The 21,384-nt window shown below is 68.6% G+C and carries 21 protein-coding genes and 2 tRNA genes; 15 read left to right on the plus strand and 8 right to left on the minus strand.

Going from position 1 to position 21,384, the window contains the following annotated elements; all coding sequences use genetic code 11:
• Positions 1 to 60 precede the first annotated feature (60 nt).
• A complete protein-coding gene (locus CyaNS01_RS04160; protein ID WP_186699104.1) occupies positions 61 to 306 on the plus strand; it encodes a hypothetical protein in 246 nt (81 codons plus the stop codon).
• Positions 303 to 1,595, plus strand: coding sequence for a cation:proton antiporter (locus tag CyaNS01_RS04165; protein WP_186699105.1), 1,293 nt, complete (start codon positions 303 to 305; stop codon positions 1,593 to 1,595). The genes CyaNS01_RS04160 and CyaNS01_RS04165 overlap by 4 nt, the downstream gene beginning before the upstream one ends.
• Here the strand turns inward: CyaNS01_RS04165 and gltX are convergent.
• From gltX to CyaNS01_RS04195, 6 genes are all read right to left on the minus strand, one after another.
• Positions 1,527 to 2,990 carry a glutamate--tRNA ligase gene (gltX, locus tag CyaNS01_RS04170; protein ID WP_186699107.1) on the minus strand — a complete coding sequence of 488 codons (1,464 nt, stop codon included), beginning with the start codon at positions 2,988 to 2,990 and terminating at the stop codon, positions 1,527 to 1,529. The genes CyaNS01_RS04165 and gltX overlap by 69 nt on opposite strands.
• 52 nt (positions 2,991 to 3,042) lie before the next feature.
• A tRNA-Asp gene (locus tag CyaNS01_RS04175) sits at positions 3,043 to 3,116 on the minus strand.
• A 189-nt stretch (positions 3,117 to 3,305) separates the two neighbouring features.
• Complete coding sequence (locus CyaNS01_RS04180; RefSeq protein WP_006043540.1) at positions 3,306 to 3,494, minus strand: hyperconserved protein Hcp; 189 nt, start codon at positions 3,492 to 3,494, stop codon at positions 3,306 to 3,308.
• Between the two features lie 36 nt (positions 3,495 to 3,530).
• Positions 3,531 to 3,603 (minus strand) — tRNA-Trp (locus CyaNS01_RS04185).
• A 62-nt stretch (positions 3,604 to 3,665) separates the two neighbouring features.
• Entirely contained in the window at positions 3,666 to 4,154 is a 489-nt protein-coding gene (gene rplS, locus CyaNS01_RS04190) for a 50S ribosomal protein L19 (RefSeq protein WP_225875792.1), read from the minus strand.
• A 47-nt stretch (positions 4,155 to 4,201) separates the two neighbouring features.
• Positions 4,202 to 4,504: a peptidase gene (locus CyaNS01_RS04195; RefSeq protein WP_186700225.1), complete on the minus strand. Its 303-nt coding sequence runs from the start codon at positions 4,502 to 4,504 to the stop codon at positions 4,202 to 4,204.
• Positions 4,505 to 4,732: 228 nt separating this feature from the next.
• Here CyaNS01_RS04195 and map point away from each other — a divergent pair, with 228 nt between their 5' ends.
• A complete protein-coding gene (gene map / locus CyaNS01_RS04200; RefSeq protein WP_186699109.1) occupies positions 4,733 to 5,590 on the plus strand; it encodes a type I methionyl aminopeptidase in 858 nt (285 codons plus the stop codon).
• 3 nt (positions 5,591 to 5,593) lie between these two features.
• On the opposite strand, the gene CyaNS01_RS04205 is transcribed toward map, so the two are convergent.
• Entirely contained in the window at positions 5,594 to 6,346 is a 753-nt protein-coding gene (locus CyaNS01_RS04205; protein ID WP_186699111.1) for an NAD-dependent epimerase/dehydratase family protein, read from the minus strand.
• A gap of 92 nt (positions 6,347 to 6,438) precedes the next feature.
• On the opposite strand from CyaNS01_RS04205, the gene CyaNS01_RS04210 reads away from it, so the two are divergent.
• Both CyaNS01_RS04210 and CyaNS01_RS04215 read left to right on the plus strand, forming a co-directional pair.
• The gene (locus CyaNS01_RS04210) at positions 6,439 to 7,536 is read left to right on the plus strand and encodes a phosphotransacetylase family protein (protein ID WP_186699113.1); all 1,098 of its coding nucleotides are present in this window, start codon (positions 6,439 to 6,441) and stop codon (positions 7,534 to 7,536) included.
• A 36-nt stretch (positions 7,537 to 7,572) separates the two neighbouring features.
• Positions 7,573 to 8,085, plus strand: coding sequence for a DNA-processing protein DprA (locus CyaNS01_RS04215; protein ID WP_186699115.1), 513 nt, complete (start codon positions 7,573 to 7,575; stop codon positions 8,083 to 8,085).
• Positions 8,086 to 8,105: 20 nt separating this feature from the next.
• Here the strand turns inward: CyaNS01_RS04215 and CyaNS01_RS04220 are convergent, their stop codons facing one another.
• The gene (locus CyaNS01_RS04220; RefSeq protein WP_186699117.1) at positions 8,106 to 8,537 is read right to left on the minus strand and encodes an MAPEG family protein; all 432 of its coding nucleotides are present in this window, start codon (positions 8,535 to 8,537) and stop codon (positions 8,106 to 8,108) included.
• A gap of 80 nt (positions 8,538 to 8,617) precedes the next feature.
• On the opposite strand from CyaNS01_RS04220, the gene CyaNS01_RS04225 reads away from it, so the two are divergent.
• The 10 genes from CyaNS01_RS04225 (at position 8,618) to CyaNS01_RS04270 (ending at position 21,366) form a co-directional block, all read left to right on the plus strand.
• Complete coding sequence (locus tag CyaNS01_RS04225) at positions 8,618 to 9,595, plus strand: class I SAM-dependent methyltransferase (protein WP_186699119.1); 978 nt, start codon at positions 8,618 to 8,620, stop codon at positions 9,593 to 9,595.
• A gap of 52 nt (positions 9,596 to 9,647) precedes the next feature.
• The gene (locus CyaNS01_RS04230) at positions 9,648 to 10,139 is read left to right on the plus strand and encodes a YajQ family cyclic di-GMP-binding protein (RefSeq protein WP_186699121.1); all 492 of its coding nucleotides are present in this window, start codon (positions 9,648 to 9,650) and stop codon (positions 10,137 to 10,139) included.
• Positions 10,140 to 10,637: 498 nt separating this feature from the next.
• Positions 10,638 to 11,084, plus strand: coding sequence for a hypothetical protein (locus CyaNS01_RS04235; RefSeq protein ID WP_186699123.1), 447 nt, complete (start codon positions 10,638 to 10,640; stop codon positions 11,082 to 11,084).
• A 121-nt stretch (positions 11,085 to 11,205) separates the two neighbouring features.
• Positions 11,206 to 15,051 carry a hydantoinase B/oxoprolinase family protein gene (locus CyaNS01_RS04240; protein ID WP_225875793.1) on the plus strand — a complete coding sequence of 1,282 codons (3,846 nt, stop codon included), beginning with the start codon at positions 11,206 to 11,208 and terminating at the stop codon, positions 15,049 to 15,051.
• Complete coding sequence (gene ggt, locus CyaNS01_RS04245) at positions 15,035 to 16,921, plus strand: gamma-glutamyltransferase (RefSeq protein ID WP_186699125.1); 1,887 nt, start codon at positions 15,035 to 15,037, stop codon at positions 16,919 to 16,921. Before CyaNS01_RS04240 ends, ggt begins: the two co-directional genes overlap by 17 nt.
• A gap of 115 nt (positions 16,922 to 17,036) precedes the next feature.
• Positions 17,037 to 17,534, plus strand: coding sequence for a DUF2231 domain-containing protein (locus CyaNS01_RS04250; RefSeq protein ID WP_186699127.1), 498 nt, complete (start codon positions 17,037 to 17,039; stop codon positions 17,532 to 17,534).
• Positions 17,534 to 18,109, plus strand: a complete 576-nt coding sequence (locus CyaNS01_RS04255; RefSeq protein WP_186699129.1) for a DUF2231 domain-containing protein — start codon at positions 17,534 to 17,536, stop codon at positions 18,107 to 18,109. The genes CyaNS01_RS04250 and CyaNS01_RS04255 overlap by 1 nt, the downstream gene beginning before the upstream one ends.
• Positions 18,106 to 19,062 carry a cytochrome c oxidase subunit II gene (locus CyaNS01_RS04260; protein ID WP_186699131.1) on the plus strand — a complete coding sequence of 319 codons (957 nt, stop codon included), beginning with the start codon at positions 18,106 to 18,108 and terminating at the stop codon, positions 19,060 to 19,062. Before CyaNS01_RS04255 ends, CyaNS01_RS04260 begins: the two co-directional genes overlap by 4 nt.
• Before the next feature lies 1 nt (position 19,063).
• Complete coding sequence (locus CyaNS01_RS04265; protein WP_186699133.1) at positions 19,064 to 20,770, plus strand: cbb3-type cytochrome c oxidase subunit I; 1,707 nt, start codon at positions 19,064 to 19,066, stop codon at positions 20,768 to 20,770.
• Positions 20,767 to 21,366, plus strand: a complete 600-nt coding sequence (locus tag CyaNS01_RS04270) for a heme-copper oxidase subunit III (RefSeq protein ID WP_186699135.1) — start codon at positions 20,767 to 20,769, stop codon at positions 21,364 to 21,366. Before CyaNS01_RS04265 ends, CyaNS01_RS04270 begins: the two co-directional genes overlap by 4 nt.
• The last annotated feature ends 18 nt before the right edge of the window (positions 21,367 to 21,384 follow it).

Below are 21,384 nucleotides of genomic sequence, written 5' to 3' on the forward strand. Positions count from 1 at the left end.
TGCCATCCACCCTCCGCTAGGCCATCCTGGGCACACGCCTTGCCGGTGATCTCCTCTGCCATGTCCCGCATCCCCCGGCGCTATGCCGTTCACCTCCACCTCAGCGGCGGCCAGACCCAGACGGTGATGTTCCCGCGCCTGGAGGGCTTTCAGGAGTGGTATGGCGGCCTGCTCACCGCCACGGCGCCCGACACCTTTGTGAATGTGCCGATCTCCGAGCTCGAAGGGGAATACCTGGTGGTGCGCCCCTCCGCCGTGATCGGCATCCATGTGGAACCGCGGTTCAGCGCTGCTGATGATGCATGACCCCTGAGCGACTGGGCCTGCTCTGGGGCGTGACGGTGTTCTCCGGCGCCGTGGCCCAGGCCCTGGCCTGGCTCACGGGTCTGCCCGGGGTGGTGCTGCTGCTGAGCTCCGGGCTCTTGATCGGCCGGGCTGGCCTGGGCCTGGTGGAGCCCCTCGACCTCGGCGATGGCCTCGAGACCGTGGTGGGCCTGTTCGTGAGCCTGGTGCTGTTCGATGGCGGCCTCAACCTGCGCCTGCCGGACGACGGCACCCGCCAGGCCGTGCTGCGCATCGTGGGGGTGCGCCTGGTGCTGGCTCTGGTGGGTGGGCTGCTGCTGGGCCATGGCCTGGCCGGCCTCAACTGGCCCCTGGCAGCGGTGTTCAGCGCCATCGTGCTGGCCACCGGGCCCACGGTGGTGACCCCGCTGGTACGCCAGATCGGTCTGCGCCCCCCCCTTGGCGAAGTGCTGGAGGGGGAGGGGCTGGTGCTGGAGCCGATCGGGGCCGTGCTCGCCCTGCTGCTGCTGGAACTGGTGCTCGGCAACCTGCACGGTTGGCGCGAACTGGCCACGGGCCTGCTGCTGCGCCTGGGGGGCGGTGTGGCCCTGGGGGCCGCCTGTGGCTGGCTGCTGGCGGAGGTGTTGCGTCGCCTGCCGGTGGAGCCGAGCACCGAGCCACTGAGGCTGCAGCTCACCCTCGGCACCCTCTTTTTGATGTTCACCGGTGCCGAGCAGGTGCTGGCCGAGTCGGGCCTGCCGGCCGCCGTGGCCGCCGGGGTGGTGGTGGGTCGACGGCTTGAGAGCGATGCCGCCGAGCTCGACGCCCTGATCCGCCAGCTGGCCCGGCTGGCGATCACGATGCTGTTTCCGCTGCTGGCCGCCGACGTGAGCTTTGCCCAGCTGAGCCCGCTGGGCTGGGGTGGCGTGGCCTGTGTGCTCAGCCTGATGCTGGTGTTGCGCCCCCTGTCGATCGCCCTGGCCACCTGGGGGATGGGGTTCAGCCTGCCTCAGCAGGCCGTGCTCAGCTGGCTGGCGCCCAGAGGCATCGTGACCGCCGCCGTGGCCAGCCTGTTCGCCATCCGCCTGGAGCAGGCGGGCGTGGTGGGTGCCGGCCGGCTGCAGGGCCTGGTGTTCCTCACGATCCTGCTCACGGTGGGGCTGCAGGGCTTGAGCGCAGGCCCCCTGGTGAGCTGGCTCGGCCTCAATCAGTCAGGCAGTGAAAAGCCCAAGGCCGGCGCCGCCTCAGAGGCCGCGGGCGATCCGCCGCCGATCCTCCCCGCTGCGGTGGAGCAGCAGCCAGGTGGCCACTAGGTCGGGGCCCTGCAGGCTGCCCAGCAGCACGGCGCGCAGACTCTTCATCAGCACCCCTTTCTTGACGCCGGCGCCCTTGGCGGCCGCCGTGAGCAGTGCCTGAGCCTGATCGGCCTCCAGCATCCCTTCCGGCAGCAGCCCCTCCAGGGCCGTCAGGCTCTGCCTGGCGCCGGGAACCTCCAGCTGCTGGCTGGCGGCCTCCTGCAGAGGCGGCAGACAGAAAAAGGGCTCGGCCTGGTCGACGCCGTCCTGCAGCAGGGTGAGGGAGGGGCCGATCAGGGCGCAGAGCTCGCGCTGCCAGTGGGGGTCGGCTTGGGCCTCGGCAGCCTGGTCGTTCCCTGGCGCTGGCCAGCCCCGCGCCGCCCACAGGGGCAGCAGCTGCTGCCGCAGGCCCTCCGGTCCCTGCTCGTGCAGCACCTGGCCATTGAGCCAGTTGAGCTTGTCCCAGTCGAAGCGGGCCCCGGCCCGGTTCACCCGCTCGAAGCCGAACACCCGCGCCGCCTCCTCCAGGCTGAAGCGCTCGCCCATGCCCTCCGGCGGCGACCAGCCCAGCAGCGTCATGTAGTTGGCCAGGGCCGCCGCCGTGTAGCCCATGGCCTGGAAATCGCTGATCGAGGTCACGCCGTCGCGCTTCGAGAGCTTCTTGCCGGCCTGGTTGAGGATCAGCGGGGTGTGGGCGAACACGGGGGGCTCCAGGCCCAGGGCCTCGTAGAGGAGCAGCTGTTTGGCGGTGTTGGCGATGTGGTCTTCGCCGCGGATCACGTGGCTGATCGCCATGGCGGCATCGTCCACCACCACCACCAGGTTGTAGAGGGGGTGGCCGATCCGATCGGCCGGTGCGCGGCGGGCGATCACCATGTCGCCGCCCAGGTCTGCGCCGGCCCAACGCATGGCACCGCGCACCAGGTCGTTCCAGCCGATGCTGCGGCCGTCGTCGATGCGGAAGCGGATCACGGGTTCCCGCCCCTCAGCGATGAAGGCCTGCTGCTGCTCGGGGCTGAGCGAGCGGTGGCGGTTGTCGTAGCGGGGGGCCTGCTTGCTGGCCGCCTGCAGCTCGCGCATGGCGGTGAGTTCGGCCTCGCTGGCGTAGCAGCGGTAGGCATGGCCGGAGTCCAGCAGTTGCTGGATGGCCGCCTGGTGGGCTTCCTGCCGCTGGCTCTGGATCACCGGCTCACCGTCCCAGTCCAGGCCCAGCCAGCGCAGGCCCTCAAGGATGTTGGCGGTGAATTCGGGACGGCTGCGCTCGCGGTCAGTGTCTTCGATGCGCAGCAGGAAGCGGCCGCCGTGGTGCTGGGCAAACAGCCAGTTGAACACCGCCGTGCGGGCTGTGCCGATGTGCAGGGTGCCGGTGGGGCTGGGGGCGAGACGAACGCGTACCGCGCCAGCTGAAGTCACCTGCTGCACTCCATGGGAACCACCGGCCGGAGCAGGACCAGTGGAGGGGAAACGGGACTGACGGGATTCGAACCCGCAACTTCCGCCGTGACAGGGCGGTGCTCTAACCGGTTGAACTACAGTCCCAAACAGGTCAAGGACCCTGGCGGGCCATCGGGTGATCTGACCCTTGGCGTGGTCGCGGTGGCTGGCTGGGCGGAGAGGACCAAGGTCCCCAGCGCTCAGGCCGGATCTCGACCTTGAAAGTATCTGTGATCACTGGCCCCAACGTCAACAGGTGAGGGGACCAGCAGGCTGTGGGCCAGGGCGGCAGGCTCAGGGACGAAAGCCTGCCGGCTCGATCAGGCGCACCTGATTGCCGCGGGCCGTGAATTCGCGGCCCTGATCACTCTGTACAACCACCCGGCCACCGGATTTGACCCGGATCACCCGGGCCCGAACCCAGCCCAGAGCGGCAGACTCGAGCACCTTGACGACATCACCGGGTTGTAGATCCAACTCCATGTCCGGAACCAGGAAACAGCAGGTGGGGACATCGAACGCGCCGTGGAGGACTTGAACCCCCGACATCAGGTTTTGGAGACCTGCGTTCTACCAACTGAACTAACGGCGCAGGGCCGATGTCCCCAGTGAGACATTGACGAAACCGACCGGAACCTCCTTGCGGAGAATCCTTCAGCGGTCGAAGCGTTGCTTGACCCTGGTGGCTTTCCCCACCCGATCGCGCAGGTAGAACAGCTTCGCCCGGCGCACCTTACCGCGTCGCTCCACGCTCACGGAAGCCACCTGGGGGCTGTGCAGGAGGAAGATCCGCTCCACGCCCACGCCCTGGAAGATCCGCCGCACCGTGATCGTGGCGTGCAGGCCGCCGTGACGCTTGGCGATCACGACGCCCTCGTAGGGCTGAACCCGCTCCTTGTTTCCTTCACGGATGCGCACGCCCACCTTGACGGTGTCGCCCACGTAGATCTCAGGCAGGTCGCTCTTGAGCTGCTCGTTCTCGAAGGCCTGCATCAGCGCGTAGGCGCTGAGCTTGCCCGTGGTGACCTGGGCGGCAGCCCCGGCTGTTGCCTCTGGCGTCACCGTGGCCTCTGCTGTCACGGTCTCTGCCTCCTCACTGGTGTCGTCCTGGATCTGCTGGTCCTGGGTGTCCTCAACCGCCATCTCAACTCCGCGTCGCCTGGCCAAACCACCAGTGTACGGGCTGGGGGTCACCCTCCCGTGCGATTCAGCTGACGCTGCAGCCGCTGCACGGCCATGGCGCCACCGCTGAGCAGCATCCACAGCAGCCCCAGACCGTTGAAGAGCACATAGATGGTCTCGCCGTTGGGTCCGAACCACTGCTTCAACCACTCGCCCTCGTGCAACAGCATCAGCACGTGGGCCTGGTCGCGGCCCAGGCCGGCCCAGTCGCGCAGCAGCCGGTAGGACACCCCTGTGGACACCGTGAGCAGCAGGGGCAGCAGCACCAGCGGCGCCACGGCGGCATGGGCCTGGCGCAGGCGCGGCAGCAGCGCCGCGGAGGGCCTGGGCTGGGACGGCTTCGCCTGGGAGGGTTCCGCCTGGGACGGTTTCACGCTGAGCCGGTGCGGAGGGCGCTTGGGGGCTGGCAGGGCGGCGGACCGAAGGCCTGCCGGCAACGGACCCCATGATGGGACCGCTGCCGTAGATGGGGCCGGATCTCCATGGAGGCCCGGGCCCGCCAGAATCAGCGGTAACCGTGCCCGTCCCCGCCGATCCGAATGAACCTGTTTGCCGATCTGCTGGCCAGCACCCGCGCCACCACCGCCCCCTCGCCCCTGGTGCAGGCCGGGCCACGCATCCAGAAGAGCCGCCGTGGCGTGGAGGTGAAATCGGCGCGGGAAATCGCCACCATGCGAAAGGCCAGCCGCATCGTGGCCACCGTGCTGCGCGAGATCATGGCGATGGCTGCTCCCGGCATGACCACCGCTGATCTCGATGCCCATGCCGAGAGCCGCATCAGGGCCATGGGCGCCGTGCCCAGCTTCAAGGGCTACCACGGCTTTCCAGCCAGCATCTGCGCCTCGATCAACAACGAGGTGGTGCACGGCATCCCCAGCGCCAGACGGGTGATCAAGGCGGGCGACCTGCTCAAGGTGGACACGGGCGCCTACTTCGAGGGCTACCACGGGGACAGCTGCGTGACGCTCTGCGTGGGCGAGGAGACGCCTGAACCGGCCCGGCGCCTCGCCCGGGTGGCCCAGGAAGCGCTGATGCAGGGCCTCGCCCACATCAAGGCCGGCAACACCCTGCTGGATATCGCCGGCGCCGTGCAGGACCACGTGGAGGCCCATGGCTACGCGGTGGTGGAGGACTACACCGGCCACGGCGTGGGGCGCAACCTGCACGAGGAGCCCTCGGTGTTCAACTACCGCACCCGCGATCTGCCCAACATGACCCTGCGGGCCGGCATGACCCTGGCGGTGGAGCCGATCCTGAATGCCGGCAGCAAGGCCTGCCGCACCCTCAAGGACCGCTGGACCGTGGTGACCGTGGACGGCAGCCTCTCGGCCCAGTGGGAGCACACGATCGTGGTGAGCTCCGATGGCTGCGAGATCCTCACCGACCGCGACTTCTGAGCCTCAGGGACTGGCCTGAGGACGGCTGAAGGCCCGGAAGTAGAGCCAGCGGCCCAGGGCCGAGAGCGGCATTGTCACGTAGGTGAGGGGGTTGGGGGTCACGATGATCAGTCCCCAGTTCAGTTCGGCCTGGCGCAGCACCAGGGCCGCCACCAGATCGGGCGGCATCACGCCGATCGGGTTGAGGTCGGAGCGGAAGGGCCCCAGCACCAGGCGCCGCAGCCGCAGCTTGTCGCCCAGTTCCAGCGAGCGCAGGCTCAACAGCTGGCCCATCAGGCGTTTGCTGATCTCATAGAGCGGGCTCAGGGCCGGCTGCACTTCGGCCTCCGAGGTGTTGACCCACACCTCCGGGCGTGGTCGCTCCCTGCTGGCTCCCCCCCGCCCGCGCTCGGCCGTCGCTGTGGCAAACAGCTCCAGCAGGCGCCAGCTGCTCAGGGCGTTCACCTCCAGGGAGCTGGCCACCGCCTGCTCGGAGCGGCAGCCATGCACGTTGATGCCGTGGTTGAGCACCAGCACGTCCACCTCCTGAAGCAACGGGCCCAGCTTCTGCTCCTCGCCCACCTGCCAGAGCACCTGCTGGAGCGGGATCGGCCGGCCGGCGCTGTCGCGCAGGTCGAGGCGGGCCGGCCCCGAGCTGAGGGCGATCAGGCGGGCGCCGCGGCGGTGCCACTGGCGCAGCAGCGCCTGGCCCAGGGATCCACTCGCCCCGGTGATCGCCACCGTGGGGGGCTGGGAGCGCGGAGCTGAAGGGGCCATCAAGGCACGACCACGGGAATGCAGAACTCTGCAGGCGAGCTCCTGGACAGCCCTAGATTGACGAAACCGGCAGCCCTCGGCGAGGTTGATCTATGGCCCCCACCTTGCTGATCGGCTCCTGTGAACCGTTCAGTGGCAAGTCGGCCGTGGTGCTCGGTCTGGCTCGGCGCCTGCGCCGCCAGGGTCTGGCGGTTCACTTCGGCAAGCCCCTGGCCACCACTCTTGATGGCGAGGAGCTTCCCCCAGCCGGCGAACCGCTGCTGGATGCGGATGTGCGCTTTGTGGGGGCCACGCTCGGGCTGGAGTCGCAGCAGCTGATTCCCTCCCTCGATGCCCTGGAGCCCGCCGTGGCCCGCCAGCGGCTGTTGGCCGCGGATCTGGATCCCGGCGTGGGCTTTGCCCAGCTCAGGCAGAGGTTGGCGCAGGACTTTGACGGTGTGGCCCTGCTGGAGGCCGCCGGCACCCTGCATGAAGGCCTGCTCTACGGGCTCAGCCTGCCCCAGCTGGCCCGGGGGCTGGACGCCCCGGTGCTGCTGGTGCAGCCCTGGACCGACAGCCGCAGCGTGGATTCTCTGCTTGAGGCCAAGGCCCGCCTTGGCGATCAGCTGCTCGGTGTGGCGCTCAATGCCGTGGACCCCGCCATGGTGCCCCAGCTCGGCCAGGACATCGTGCCCGCCCTCGAGCAGCTCGGCCTGCCGGTGCTGGCGGTGATGCCCCGCAGTCCGTTGCTGCGCAGCGTCACCGTGGAGGAGCTGGCCCGCCGTCTCGGCGCTCAGGTGCTCTGTTGCCGTGACCGCCTCGATCTGCTGGTGGAGACCCTTTCGATCGGGGCCATGAACGTGAATTCGGCGATGGAGTTCTTCCGCCGCCGCCGCAACATGGCCGTGGTGACCGGCGCCGACCGCACCGACATCCAGCTGGCTGCACTGGAGGCCTCCACCCAGTGCCTGATCCTCACCGGGGCGGGCGACCCGCTGCCCCAGCTGCTGACCCGCGCCGAGGAGCTGGATGTGCCCCTCCTCAAGGTGGACCACGACACCCTCACCACGGTGGAAGTGATCGAGCGGGCCTTTGGCCACGTGCGGCTGCATGAGGCGGTCAAGGCCACCTATGCGGTGCGCCTGGTGGAGGAACACTTCGATTTCGAGCGTCTTTTCACTCGCCTACGCTTGCCCGCAATGGCGCAATAACGCTGCTAGTTTCATGGCGCAGCCTGCGATCTTGCGGTGACCCGATCCCTGGATCTTCCCTCCATCGAACGGATCGACACCCTGGCTCAGGAGCTCGCCATGCTCCAGGACACCAGCAAGCGCAGGATCGCCATCCTGGGCAGCCGCCATGTGCCGGTGGTGTCGATCCACCTGGTGGAGGTGATGGCGCGCTCCCTTGCCCAGGAGGGCCACAATCTGATCACCTCGGGGGCCCAGGGTGTGAACGCCGCGGTGATTCGCAGCGTTCTGGAGATCGATCCCTCCCGTCTCACCGTGCTGCTGCCCCAGAGCCTGGATCGCCAGCCCAGTGAGTCACGCGATCAGCTCGAACGGGTGCTGCATCTGATCGAGAAGCCCGAGCACGACGAGCTGCCCCTGCCGATGGCCAGCAGCCTCTGCAATCAGGACATCATCACCCGCTGTGACCAGCTGATCTGCTACGCCTTCCATGACAGTGAAACGCTGTTGGCCAGCGTGCGGGTGGCCGAAGACATGGGCAAGGTGGTGAGCCTGCTCTATTTCGACTGATCCTGATGCGTTGACCAGCATCAGCCGGCGAGGGCGAGCACAGCCCTGAGCCCGGCCACGTAGAGGATGCCGCTGCAGAGCACTCCGGAGGCCCAGCACAGCCCCCGCACGGGCGCCAGATTGCCGATGTAGGCCCCCAGGTAGGCCAGCCGCAGGGCCGGATGCAGCCAGGCCGCCGCCACCACCGCCGGCCCTGCGGCCCCCGCCACCAGGCAGAGCAGCACGGCGGGAGCATGCAGTGTGAAGGCCTCGAAACTGTTCTGATGCGCCCAGCTGGCGCGCTTGCCCCAGGCCGGCAGCCGCTCGAACATGGCCCGTGGCGCCTGCAGGTCGTCCAGGCTGAAGTCGGCCTGGGAGCGGGCTGCCCCCAGGGGCACCGTGCTCAGCAGCACCACGGCCCCAGCCAGCGCCAGGGACCAGGCCAGGGGAACAGCGGCGATGGTGACGCTCATGGTGGCCCGGGATCGCGTGGTGGTTGCGCCAGCATGATCGCAGCCGCCTCGGCCAGGATCAGGCGGCGCTCCGGCACGCCATGACCTCCTCCGCTTCCGCTGCCTCGCCTGCGTCAGCGGCGGTTCCGCCCAACTGGATCGACAACCGCCATCCCCTCGGGCGCCTGATCGCCCTGCTGCTGGCCGTGGAGCCCCTGCGGCGATTGATGTTCCTGCAGGCGCGCCGGCTGATCATCCGCACTGCCGAAGGCCGCGGCATCGCCTGGCGAGCCCGCCGACAGGTGCTGCAGCAGCAGGCTCAGCCCCTGCTGGCGGCGAGCCGCAACCCCCACACCGGCACCCCCACCTACTACCGGGCCCGCTTTCACGCCTATCAGCAGGGCAACCTCTGCTGGCAGGCGGCCTGTGAAGCCGAGCAGGCTACCGATGCCATGGCCCTGCGGGTCTGGCCGGATGAAGCCCTCACGCCGTCCCAGGCCCAACAGCGTCTGCGGCAGGCGATCTTCGCGGCGATCGAACCCAGCCTCCAGGGCCGCCCGCTGCGGGACGCCCTTGACCTGGGCTGCTCGGTGGGGGTGGGAACCCTCGCCCTCAAGCACTGGCTGGAGCAGCGCCAGCAGGCGGCGGTGAACGTGCAGGGGCTCGATCTCTCGCCCGAGATGCTGGCCGTGGCCAGGGTGCGCGATGCCGGCCAGGAGATTCACACCTGGCACCATGCGGCGGCCGAGGCCACCGGCCTGCCGGACGCCTGCATGGATCTGATCACCCTGCAGTTCGTGTGCCATGAACTGCCTGCCGCCGCCACCAGGGCCGTACTGGCTGAGGCCTTCCGGTTGCTGCGGCCGTCGGGGGTGATCGCCCTGGTCGACCAGGACCCTGGCTCGGCGGTGATCCGCCGCCTGCCCGCCCCGATCGCCACCCTGCTCAAGAGCACCGAGCCCTACCTGGAGGACTACTTCCGCCTCGATCTGCCGGCCGCCCTGGCCGAGGCTGGCTTCCAGGCGGTGCGGGGGGAGGCCTGCGACCCGAGGCACCGGGTGCTGGTGGCCGTGCGCTGAGCGCCAGGGCCGTTTTCTACGCTGAGACCAGCACCCCGCGCTTCCCCTGTCCATGGCTGACACCTATTCCTTCGATGTGGTCTCGGATTTCGACCGCCAGGAACTGGTGAACACCCTCGACCAGGTGCGCCGGGATGTGGGCCAGCGCTACGACCTCAAGGACTCGGCCACCGAGATCGCCCTGGAGGAGACCAGCCTCACCATCACCACCGCCACGGACATGACCCTGCAGGCGGTGGAGGACGTGCTGCGCCAGAAGGCCACCAAGCGCAACCTCTCGCTCAAGATCTTCGACTTCCAGACCGCCGAGGCCGTGGGCGGCAACCGGGTGAAGCAGGAGGTGAAGCTGCGCAAGGGCCTCAGCAAGGAGCTGGCCAAGGAGCTCAGCAAGGTGGTGCGCGACAACCTCAAGAAGGTGTCCGTGGCGATCCAGGGCGAGAGCCTGCGGATCACCGCCAAGAGCAAGGACGATCTCCAGGCGGCGATCCAGCTGCTCAGGGACCAGGAGGTGGAGGTGCCGCTGCAGTTCGAGAACTACCGTTGACCCAAGCATCTGGCAAGCCCCCTAGGCGGCGTTGGCTTGTGCCCAGGCTTGTGCCCACCGTTGGCTTGGATCGCGTCTTGTCTTGCCATCTAGCAGGAGCGATGTCAAGGCTGCATTCCATCCGGGATCCTGATCCAGTTGATCGACTGTCCGACCTCGACAACTCAGTGGCTTTCGTTACCTTGTAGGTTCAAGACCTGTTGCTTTTCGATGTCTGATAGGAAGCTCCGCGGACTTCCAGCCTGGATGGGGAAGCGTGAGAACAGTCGGGGTGTTCTCCGGCTCGCAGGAGGCTCTGGTTGGGCCGGCAAATCTGTGGTCGATCCGACGGCGATTTCTAAGAGTTGATCTCTAGGTCTTGGCATGCCCTTGGTCCCTGGAAGGGCGTCCTAAGTATCCTTCAACACTTTAGCCACAACTTTTCTGACTTTCTAAACAATGACTTTTAGAGTTCGCAACGTGCCCTCATGGGTCAATCGCAAAGTCAATCGAAAGGGCGTGCTCCGTTTCTCCGGCAATTCCACCTGGAAGGGGCAGCCTGTTGTCGCGCGAATCAAGGTGAGTCTGTCTGGCAAGGACGACGTCACAGGCGTTCGTTTCGACCGGATGATGCAGGCCAGCTACGACGTCAGAGGTACACGTGGGCGAAATCGGTTTGTCTGGGGACCTCAGGCTGGTGCGATCACCAAGAGGGTCAATACTGTTGTTGACTTCCGTAATGATGAAGCGCGCGATGTTCTCGTGTTCAGAAATACAACTCCCAAAAACCCAGTGGTTCATATGCAGCGTTTTAGGGTCAGAAATTTTGGCTCTAATGACATCATCAGACTGAAAAATCTTGGTATCACAGTCCGCCAGAGAGACCTGCGGCGCATGGGTGATGGCCGCTTCATGATTCCTGGTGTTGATCCATCGAAAATGGTGGTCATGAACATCCTCAACTGATGGATCAGGGGCATTCCCTGATTTGCCAGGGCCTGATGTGCCAGGGAACATTCCGTGAGCCTGAGCTTTGGGGCTTCGACGATCGATAAACTAGGGATTCATCCAGTTTCCTTGCTGTTCCTTGGTTTTCGCTGAGAGTGGCTCCGCTCCCCGGGGATGGCGCTTCTGGATCGATCGCGGCGGCACCTTCACCGACGTCATCGGCCGCGACCACGAGGGTGTCTTGCACGTGCGCAAGATGCTCTCCTTGCAGAGTGGACCAATGGGGGACCCTGTGCTGGCCGCAATGGCTGACATGGCAGGCCCAGGCCCCATCGAGGACGTACGCCTGGGCACCACCGTGGCCACCAACGCCCTGCTCGAGCATGGCGGGGCGCCGGTGATGCTGCTGGTGAACCAGGGTTTTGCAGACCTGCTCTCCATCGGCGATCAACACCGCCCCGACATCTTTTCGCTGGCCATCCAGCGCCCCAGACCTCTGGAGGTGCGGGTGGTGGAAGTGGCCGGGCGTCTCGGCGCCAGCGGCGAGGAGTTGCTGCCACTCCTCCTCGATGACGCTCTGGCCCAGGCGGTGCATCAGGCCCGCAGCGACGGTTTCAGCAGTTGTGCGGTGGCTCTGCTGCACAGCTGCCGCCAGCCGATCCACGAACTCCAGCTGGAGGCCTGGCTGCAGCCTTTCGGCTTTCAGGAGGTGGCGCTCTCGCATCGTCTGAGCGCCCTGCCGCGGTTGGTGCCCCGAGGCCACACCACTCTGGTGGAGGCGGCGGTGGCGCCCGTGCTGCGGGTTTACCTGGAGCAGCTGCAACAGTCGCTCGAGAACCACGCCTCAGCCCAAGCCAACACGCCGCGCCTGCGGGTGATGCGCTCCAGCGGCGCCCTGGCCGATCCCCGCACGCTGCTGGCCAAGGACACCATCCTCTCCGGTCCTGCCGGGGGCATGGTGGGGGCGGTGGCCGTGGCCAGCGAGGCGATGGCGGCGTCAGGCTCCCCCCTGGGGCCGGTGGTGGGTTTCGACATGGGCGGCACCTCCACCGACGTGTTCCACTGGGATCCCTGCCGCGGCTCCCTGGCCTGGGAGCGCCAGAGCGAATCCGAGCTGGCCGGCCTGCGCCTCCAGGCGCCGATGCTGCCGATCCACACCGTGGCCGCTGGCGGCGGCTCGATCCTGAGCTTCGACGGCCAGAGCCTCAGCGTGGGCCCCTCCTCCGCAGGGGTCGACCCGGGACCGGCGGCCTACGGCCGGGATGGTCCAGCCACCCTCACCGATGCCAACCTGCTGCTCGGGCGGCTGCCCGCCGCAGCGCTACCGGCGGTGTTCGGGTCCAGCGGCGACCAGCCCCCAGACCTGCAGGCCGTGGCCAAGCGCTTCCAGCAGCTGGCCGCGGCCATGCAGCTGGTGTCGCCCGGCATTACGCCGGAGCAGGTGGCCGCCGGTGCCTTGCTCATCGCCCTGGAAACCATGGCCGCAGCCGTGCGGCGCCTGTCGATCGAGCGGGGCCACGACCTCCGCCAAGCTCTGCTGGTGAGCTTCGGCGGCGCGGGCGGCCAGCACGCCTGCCGGCTGGCCGAGGGCCTTGGCATCGAGTGGGTGCTGTTCCATCCCCTGGCTGGCGTGCTCTCGGCCTATGGCATCGGCCATGCCGAGCAGCGCAGCCTGCTGGAGTGCCCCATGGCGCTGCCGCTGCTGCCGGCCAGCCTGGAGCAGCTGCAGCGCCGGGCCGAGGTCCTGCGCCACGAGGCCGCCCTGGCCCTGGAGCAGGCCGGTGACCTGGCCAGCGCCGAGGGGCCGCTGCGTTGCTGGTTTTCCCTTGAGGTGCGACCACCTGGTCGCGATCAGGGCCTGCTGTTGGCCTGGACGCCTGGTGAGAGCGCTGAGTCGCTGGCGGCAGCCTTCAGCGAGGAGCATCGCCAGCGCTTTGGTTACTCCCCTGGGCTGCCGATGGCGGAGCTGGTGGTGCAGCGGCTGCTGGTGGAGGTGGCTCCGCCGGAGCCGGCCGGGGGGCCAGGAGCACCCCCAGGCCGGAATCCGGAACCAGGCCAGATCCCAGCAGCAGACCAGGCAGCCCCGGCAGCCCCGGATGGCCCTGCGGCCGAACCTGACCCTGGAGCTGGCGCCAGCAGGGGCCAGCTTCCCGGGCAACCCCGTGCCACGACGAAACTCTGGCTCGACGAGGTCCAGGGCTGGCAGCCGGTGCCCCTCTGGCGCCGCGCTGAGCTGCGGCCCGGTCAGCGCCTGGAGGGGCCAGCGGTGCTGCTTGATCCCACCAGCACATCGGTGCTGGAAGCAGGCTGGTCTGGAGAGGTGCTCAGCAACGGGGCGCTGCTGCTGCAGGCCCCAGCCGCTGGCCAGGCCCCTTCTCTGCCCCAAGCCGCTGCGTCCGCCCCAGCGCTGCCAACACGGGCAGACCCCACCCTGCTGGAGCTGTACCACCACCGCTTCGTGGCCATCGCCGAGCAGATGGGCACGCGCCTGCAGCAGAGTGCCCGCTCCCTCAACATCCGCGAGCGCCTCGACTTCTCCTGCGCCGTCTTCGATGCAGCTGGCCAGCTGGTGGCCACGGCTCCCCACATCCCCGTGCACCTGGGCTCCATGGGCGAGAGCGTGGCCAGCCTGCTGGCGGCCGTCGCCCGAGGCGAGCGCCCCCGCCTGGAGCCGGGGGACGTGGTGCTCGCCAACGACCCCTATCAAGGCGGCACCCACCTGCCGGACATCACGGCGATCACCCCTGTGTTCGCCCCCGGCGGCGACCCGCTGACGCCCAGCTGTTTCGTGGCCTGCCGCGGCCACCATGCCGACGTGGGCGGCATCACCCCCGGCTCGATGCCAGCCTTCAGCCGCACGATCGAGCAGGAGGGGCTCAGGCTCGACAACCTGCTGTTTCTGCACCGCGGTGAGATCGACATCACGGCCTGGCGCCGGCGCTTTGATCAGGGGCCCCATCCGGTGCGCCAGCCCGACCAGCTGCTCGCCGACCTGCAGGCCCAGGTGGCCGCCAACCGCCTGGGGGTGGAGGAGCTCACGGGCCTGATCCGGGCCAAGGGCCTGGCCGAAGTGCGGGCCTACATGGCCCATGGCCAGGCCCATGCCGCCGAGGCCGTGCGCCGGGTGATCGATCGCCTCAAGGATGGCTCGGCTTGCGTCGAACTCGATGACGGCAGCCGCATCGTGGTTGGCGTGCGCCTTGATCGGCAGCGGCGCCTGGCCCTGCTGGATTTCCGGGGCACCTCCCCCCAGCACCCCGGCAACCTGAACGCTCCGCTGGCGATCACCCGAGCCGTGGCGCTCTACGTGTTCCGCTGCCTGGTGGGCGAGCCGATTCCGCTCAACGCCGGCTGTTTCGAACCCCTGGAACTGCTGGTGCCGCCAGGCTGCCTGCTCAATCCCGCCCCGCCGGCGGCCGTGGTGGCCGGCAATGTGGAAACCTCCCAGGCCCTGGCCAATGCCCTGTTCGCGGCCCTGGGCGTGCAGGCCTCGGCCCAGGGCACGATGAACAACCTCAGCTTCGGCACCGCCCAGATTCAGTACTACGAGACGATCTGCGGCGGCACCGGCGGCGGCAGGGACCTGCAGGGCCAGGGATTTGCCGGCGCCAGCGCCGTGCAGAGCCATATGACCAACTCCCGCCTCACGGACCCCGAGGTGATGGAGGAGCGTCTGCCGATCCGGATCGAGCGCTTTGCGATCCGGCGCGGCAGCGGTGGCCACGGCCGTTGGCCCGGCGGCGACGGGGTGGTGCGGGAGCTGCGCTTCCTGGCCCCGATGACGGTGTCGCTGCTCTCGGGCGCGCGGCGGGTGGCGCCGGCGGGGCTGGCCGGCGGGCAGCCGGGCCGGGTGGGCTGCAACCGCCTGGAGCGGGAGGACGGCACAGTGGTGATGCTTGCCGGGATCTGCGAAGTGGCGGTGGAGCCCGGTGATCGACTGGTGATCGAAACACCTGGAGGTGGGGGCTATGGCGCACCGGACTGATCGCGGCCGCGAGGGCTGGCTGAGCGGCTTGCTGGGAGCGGCGCTGCTGGCCGTGGCGCCCGTGGCAGCAGCGCTGCTGGCGGCTGTTCCCCTTGCGGCTGGAGCCCAGGGTGGCGCCTCGGTGGCACCGTCCAATGTGCTGCAGGAGCGGGGCCAGCGCTTCCAGCCGGTGTGGTCAGCCCGGGGCATGGTGGCCGCCCAGGAGCCCATCGCCGGGGCTGTTGGCGTGCGGGTGCTGCGCCAGGGGGGCAATGCCGTGGATGCGGCCGTGGCCGTGGCCTTCGCTCTGGCGGTGACCGAACCCCAGGCGGGCAACCTTGGCGGCGGCGGTTTTCTGGTGCTGTGGCTGCCGGGTCCATCGCCGGCTGAGGGCCGCGGCTGCCTGGATGGCCGCAGCGCCCCTGGGTCCACCCCTGGGCCTGGCGGCGAGCCGGGAGTGGAGCTGCGCATCGGCGGCGGCACGGCCGTGGCCGTGAACTTCCGGGAAAAGGCCCCCCAGGCCGCCGGCCCCGACCTGTTTCTGCGCCCCGACGGCAGCGTGGACCGCCAGCGCGCCACGGCCAGCCTGCTCAGCACCGGCGTGCCGGGGTCGGTGGCGGGCCTGGCGCTGGCCCAACGCTGCTACGGCCGCCTGCCCCTGGAGCAGGTGATGGCCCCCGCCATCGCCCTGGCCGAGGGGGGCTTCGTGGTGAGTCGTGCCCTGGCTGAGGACCTGAGCCGCAGTGCCGCCCGGCTGCAGGCCGATCCCACCGCCAGTCGCCTCTTTCTGCCGGCGGCCCGCGCCGGCGCCCGGCTGCGCCAGCCCGAGCTGGCCACCAGCCTGCGGCGCATCGCCGCCGAGGGGGAGCTGGGCTTCTACGCCGGCCCCACTGCTGAAGCCCTCACCGCCTTGATGCGCCAGGGCGGCGGCCTGATCACGGCGGCCGATCTGGCCGCCTACCGGGCCGTGCTGGTGCGCCCTCTGGTGGGCCGCTACCGCGGTCACACCGTGCTGGTGCCGCCGCCCCCCAGCAGCGCCGTGACGATCCTGCAGTTGCTGGCGATCCTGGAGCCCATGGACCTGGCCGGCCTGGGTCATCACAGTGCCGCCAGCCTGCACCGGATGGCTGAGGCGATGCACCTGGCCTACCGCGACCGCAACGCCCTGCTGGGCGATCCCGACCAGGTGGCCATGCCACTGGAGCGGCTGCTGGATCCGGCCTATGTGGAGGCCCAGCGCCAGGCCCTGGATCTGGAGCGCCATCGCCCGGCGGCGGCGGTGCAGCAGGGCCCGCCTCCCCTGCCGGAGAGCGAGGACACCCTGCACTTTTCCGTGGCCGATCGCCAGGGAGGCCTGGTGGCCCTCACCACCACCTTGAACTTCCCCTTCGGCAACGGCATCGCCGTGCCAGGCGCCGGCTTCCTGCTCAACAACGAGATGGACGACTTCACGGCGCGGATCGGCAGCCCCAATGCCTTCGGCCTGGTGCAGGGCGCCGCCAACACGATCGCCCCCGGCCGCCGGCCCCTCAGCTCGATGAGCCCCACCCTGGTGTTCCGGCCCGATGGCAGTCCCTGGCTGGCCACAGGCAGCCCCGGCGGCAGCCGCATCCTCACCACCGTGCTGCAGGTGCTGCTCAACCGCATCGACCACGGCCTCAACCTGGCCGGGGCCGTTGCCGCCCCCCGCATCCATGCCCAGCTGCTGCCCGATCGCCTCTCCCACGAGGAGGGCTTCAGCCCCGACACCCTGAGGCTGCTGGCGGCCCGCGGCCACAGCCTGCGGCGCAGCCGCGCCATGGGTTCCGCCAACAGTGTGGAAATCACGGCGGAGGGCAGCCTCGGCGCGGTGGATCCGCGCCGCTCCGAGGCCAAGGCCCTGCCGGAGTGAGGCCAGAGCCGAGTGCAGATGGGGGATTGCCCACACGGCTGTCGCAATCCATCACAACCGCAGCGACGCCGCCGATCGAGCCAGCAGGCTGGAACTGTTCGGTGGAGCCAGCCCCATGTTTGAGCTGTTGCCCCCCCTCAACGACCACAACCTCCCCTGGATCGACACGATTCACCCGATCGTGGTGCACTTCGTGATCGCCATGGGCCTGGTGATGTTCGTGTTCGATCTGATCGGCGTGGTGGCCCGCAAGCCGGCCCTGTTTGAGGTCAGTTTCTGGAACCTGCTGTTCGCCACCGCGGCGATCTTCGTGGCGATCATCTTCGGCCAGGTGGAGGCCGGGCTGGCCAACCCCTACGGCCAGTCCCGCGACATCCTCAGCCTGCACAGCACCATCGGCTGGTCGTTGGCGGCCGTGCTGTCGCTGCTCTCCGGCTGGCGTTACGTGATCCGGGGCCGGGACCCCGAGCGCCTGCCCCTGGCCTTCCTGGCCGCCGGCGCCCTGCTCAGCGCCTTGATCGTGGTGCAGGTGGGGCTGGGCAACCAGCTCGTGTGGATCTACGGCCTGCACACGGTGCCCGTGGTGGAAGCGGTGCGTGGAGGCCTGGTCTGATGGCCCTCGGCCCCAACGATCTTCCCTACGCCCTGCCGATCCACCCCAACCTGGTGCACTTCACGATCGGCCTGTTCGTGATTGCGATCGTCTTCGACGTCGCCGGCGCCCTGTTTCCCCTGGAGAAGCGGCTGTTCCGCTTTCTGGCCCTGCCGGTGACCCGCTCCGGCTTTCACGCCGTGGGCTGGTACAACCTGCTCGCCTGCGCTCTGGTGAGTTTCTTCACGGTGGCTGCGGGCCTCTACGAGATGCTGCTGGCCCAGCCGATCGAGGGGGTCACCAGCAGCCTGGGCCTGGGGGCCTCCGCCACCCTGCTCTGGCATGGCGTGGGCGGGGTGCTGATCCTGCTGCTGATCGTGGCGATGACGCTCTGGCGCGGCTTCCAGCGCTTCCGCTGGCGGCGCGACCTGGGCCGCCAGGTGCAGTGGAGCTACCTGCTCTCCGGCCTGGTGCTGTTCGGGGTGATCGGTCTGCACGGCACCCTCGGCGCCGAGCTGGCGGCTGAGTTCGGCGTGCACGTCACCGCCGACCAGCTGCTGGCCAGGGGCTTCGATCTGCGCGAGGCCCTGCCATGACCAGCAGCAGCCGTCTGATGCCTCTCGGCCTGGGCCTCGGCGCCGCCGTGCTCCTGGACGGCTGGCTCAGCCTGGGCATGGCCCGGCTCTCGCACCGCTGGCTGCCGGTGCAAGCCTCGGCCGCGGCCCCCCATGTGGACAACCTCTTCGCCCTGGAGACGGGCATCGGCAGTTTCATCTTCTTCGGCTGCCTCGGCGTGATCGGCTGGACGCTGCTGTTCAACCGGGCGCCGAAGTACGACATGGAGGACGGCGCACCGATCGAAGGCAACCTCAAGCTGGAGCTGGTGTGGACCGTGATCCCCCTGCTGGTGGTGATGGCGATCAGCTGGCACGCGATCGGCGTCAACCGCACCCTGGCCACCCTGGGTGGCAAGCTCCGCCTTCCCACCGCCGCTGCACCGGTGCTGGAGGCCGGCCCCCGCACGGCCCAGGCCGCTGGCCTGGCCGCCAGCGATCCGGCCGCGGCCCCCGAGCCGATCACCGTGCTGGCGCGCCAGTGGTCGTGGGAGTTCATCTACCCCAACGGCGTGCGCAGCACCGAGCTGCATCTGCCGGTGGATGAACGGGCCCACTTCCGGCTGCAGTCGCTGGATGTGATCCATGGGTTCTACGTGCCGGCGTTTCGCCTCAAGCAGGACCTCATCCCCGGCAGCGTGATCGACTACAGCCTCATCCCCACCCGCCCCGGCCGCTACCGGCTGCGCGATTCGATGTTCAGCGGTGCCTATTTCGCTGCCAACCAGACCGACGTGGTGGTGGAAACGCCGCAGCGCTTCCAGGCCTGGCTGGAGGCAGCCAGCCGCGAGCCACTGCGACCCGGTGCCAACCCTGCCGTGGAGCTCTACAAGCAGCGTCAGGCCCGCGGCGACCGCGGCTGGGCCACGGTGCCACCGGCTCCAGCGCCGCAGGTGAACGTGAGCGCCGACCCCTCCGCCCCCCACGACGCCTGAGATGACCTCCACCTCCCCCTTTGATCCCCGGGTGCTGAAGGCCTCCCACCCGGTTCCCGGCGCTCCGGACAACTGGCGGCGCTTCTTCAGCTTCAACACCGATGCCAAGGTGATCGGCATTCAGTACATCGCCGTGGCCCTGCTCTTCCTGCTGGTGGGCGGTGTGCTGGCCATGATCATGCGCGGTGAGCTGATCACTCCGCCGGCCGATCTGGTGGATCCCACCGTGTACAACGGCCTCTACACCATGCATGGAACAGTGATGCTGTTCCTGTTTCTGTTCCCGATCCTCAATGGTTTCAACAACCTGTTGATTCCGGTGATGATCGGGGCGCCGGACATGGCCTTTCCCCGGCTCAATGCCCTGGCCTTCTGGATGTTCCCGGTGTTCGGGGTGATCCTGATGGCCAGCTTCCTGGTGCCCGGTGGTCCGTCCAGTTCGGGCTGGTGGGCCTACCCGCCCCTGAGTCTGCAGAACCCCCTGGGGCTGCTCCTCAACGGCCAGTTTCTGTGGATTCTGGCGGTGGCCCTCTCCGGCATCTCCTCGATCCTGGGGGCGGTGAACTTCGTGACCACCATCATCCGCATGCGGGCGCCTGGGATGGGCTGGTTTCGGATGCCGATCTTCTGCTGGACTGCCGCCGCCGCCCAGATCATCCAGCTGATCGGCCTGCCGGTGCTCACCGGCGGCGCCGTGATGCTGCTGTTCGACCTCAGCTTCGGCACCAGCTTCTACCGCCCTGAAGGCGGTGGCGACCCGATGCTCTATCAGCACTTCTTCTGGTTCTATTCCCACCCGGCCGTCTATGTGATGGCCCTGCCGGTGTTCGGCATCTTTTCGGAGATCCTGCCGGTGTACGCCCGCAAGCCCCTGTTCGGCTATTCGGTGGTGGCCGTGGCCTCGTTCGCGATCACTGGCCTCAGCCTGATCGTGTGGGTACACCACATGTTCTACAGCGGTACGCCGCAGTGGATGCGCAATGTGTTCATGGTCACCACCATGCTGATCGCAGTGCCCACCGGCATCAAGGTGTTTGCCTGGATCGGCACCCTCTGGCGCGGCCGCATCCGGCTCAGCACGCCGATGCTGTTCTGCCTGGGCGGCATCGTGAACTTCATCTTCGCCGGTATCACCGGCGTGATGCTGGCCACCGTGCCGGTGGACATCCACGTGGGCAACACCTATTTCGTGGTGGGCCATTTTCACTACGTGATCTTCTCCACCCTCACCTTCGGCGTGTTTGCCGCCATCTACCACTGGTTCCCCAAATTCACGGGCCGGATGATGGTGGAGAGCCTCGGCAAGCTGCACTTCGTGCTCACCTTCGTGGGCAGCACCCTCAACTTCCTGCCGATGCACTGGGCCGGCCTGATGGGCATGCCACGCCGGGTGGCCTCCTACGACCCCGAATTCGCCCTGGCCAATGTGCTGGCCAGCCTCGGCGCCTTCCTGCTGGGGGTGGCCACGATCCCCTTCCTGCTCAACGTGGTGAGCTCCTGGGCCCGGGGCGCCAAGGCGCCGCCCAACCCCTGGCAGGCGATCGGTCTGGAGTGGCTGCTGCCCTCACCACCGCCCGTGGAGAACTTCGAAGACCACGTGCCCACCGTGATCAGCGGTCCCTACGGCTACGGCCTGAACCGACCGCTCGTGGAAGACCAGCAGCGCTACGTGGACTGGGCCGAGGCCGCCGGCCGGATCGAGCCATGACGGACTTCTCCTCCCAGACCACGGCCGCCGCCGCCAGCCATGGCCACGGCCACGCCAACCACACGCTCACGGGCTTCGTGATCTTCCTGCTCTCGGAGAGCGTGATCTTCCTGGCCTTCTTTGCCGGCTATGCGGTGCTCAAGGCCTCCTCGCCGCTGTGGCTGCCGCCGGGGGTGACGGGCCTGGAGGTGCGTGAACCGCTGGCCTACACCGCGGTGCTGGTGAGCAGCAGCGGTGTGGCCTGGCTGGCCGAACGCGCCCTGCACCGCCGCCGTCTCTGGAGCTTCCGCGCCTGGTGGCTGCTCACCATGCTGATGGGCAGCGTGTTCATCTATGGCCAGGTGATGGAGTGGCTGCGGCTGCCCTTCGGCCTCGGTGATGGGGTGTTCGGGGCGGGGTTCTATCTGCTCACGGGCTTCCATGGCCTGCATGTGATCAGCGGCATCCTGTTGATGGGCCTGATGCTGGCCCGCTCCTTTCGGCCCGGCAATTACGACGACGGCGAGGTGGGCGTGGTGGCCGTGTCGCTGTTCTGGCACTTCGTGGATGTGATCTGGATCGTGCTGTTCCTGCTCCTCTACGTGTGGCAGGTCTGACGCGGTGGCTGAGTTGGG

Source organism: Cyanobium sp. NS01 (assembly GCF_014280235.1).
GTDB lineage: Bacteria > Cyanobacteriota > Cyanobacteriia > PCC-6307 > Cyanobiaceae > NIES-981.

What these genes read in the sequence shown, in the direction of transcription:
- CyaNS01_RS04160 (WP_186699104.1), top strand. Translation starts at nt 61, where the DNA reads ATGTCCCGCATCCCCCGGCGCTATGCCGTTCACCTCCACCTCAGCGGC.
- CyaNS01_RS04165 (WP_186699105.1), top strand. Translation starts at nt 303, where the DNA reads ATGACCCCTGAGCGACTGGGCCTGCTCTGGGGCGTGACGGTGTTCTCC.
- CyaNS01_RS04180 (WP_006043540.1), bottom strand. Translation starts at nt 3,494, where the DNA reads ATGGAGTTGGATCTACAACCCGGTGATGTCGTCAAGGTGCTCGAGTCT.
- rplS (WP_225875792.1), bottom strand. Translation starts at nt 4,154, where the DNA reads ATGGCGGTTGAGGACACCCAGGACCAGCAGATCCAGGACGACACCAGT.
- map (WP_186699109.1), top strand. Translation starts at nt 4,733, where the DNA reads ATGAACCTGTTTGCCGATCTGCTGGCCAGCACCCGCGCCACCACCGCC.
- CyaNS01_RS04205 (WP_186699111.1), bottom strand. Translation starts at nt 6,346, where the DNA reads ATGGCCCCTTCAGCTCCGCGCTCCCAGCCCCCCACGGTGGCGATCACC.
- CyaNS01_RS04210 (WP_186699113.1), top strand. Translation starts at nt 6,439, where the DNA reads ATGGCCCCCACCTTGCTGATCGGCTCCTGTGAACCGTTCAGTGGCAAG.
- CyaNS01_RS04220 (WP_186699117.1), bottom strand. Translation starts at nt 8,537, where the DNA reads ATGAGCGTCACCATCGCCGCTGTTCCCCTGGCCTGGTCCCTGGCGCTG.
- CyaNS01_RS04225 (WP_186699119.1), top strand. Translation starts at nt 8,618, where the DNA reads ATGACCTCCTCCGCTTCCGCTGCCTCGCCTGCGTCAGCGGCGGTTCCG.
- CyaNS01_RS04230 (WP_186699121.1), top strand. Translation starts at nt 9,648, where the DNA reads ATGGCTGACACCTATTCCTTCGATGTGGTCTCGGATTTCGACCGCCAG.
- ggt (WP_186699125.1), top strand. Translation starts at nt 15,035, where the DNA reads ATGGCGCACCGGACTGATCGCGGCCGCGAGGGCTGGCTGAGCGGCTTG.
- CyaNS01_RS04250 (WP_186699127.1), top strand. Translation starts at nt 17,037, where the DNA reads ATGTTTGAGCTGTTGCCCCCCCTCAACGACCACAACCTCCCCTGGATC.
- CyaNS01_RS04255 (WP_186699129.1), top strand. Translation starts at nt 17,534, where the DNA reads ATGGCCCTCGGCCCCAACGATCTTCCCTACGCCCTGCCGATCCACCCC.
- CyaNS01_RS04260 (WP_186699131.1), top strand. Translation starts at nt 18,106, where the DNA reads ATGACCAGCAGCAGCCGTCTGATGCCTCTCGGCCTGGGCCTCGGCGCC.
- CyaNS01_RS04265 (WP_186699133.1), top strand. Translation starts at nt 19,064, where the DNA reads ATGACCTCCACCTCCCCCTTTGATCCCCGGGTGCTGAAGGCCTCCCAC.
- CyaNS01_RS04270 (WP_186699135.1), top strand. Translation starts at nt 20,767, where the DNA reads ATGACGGACTTCTCCTCCCAGACCACGGCCGCCGCCGCCAGCCATGGC.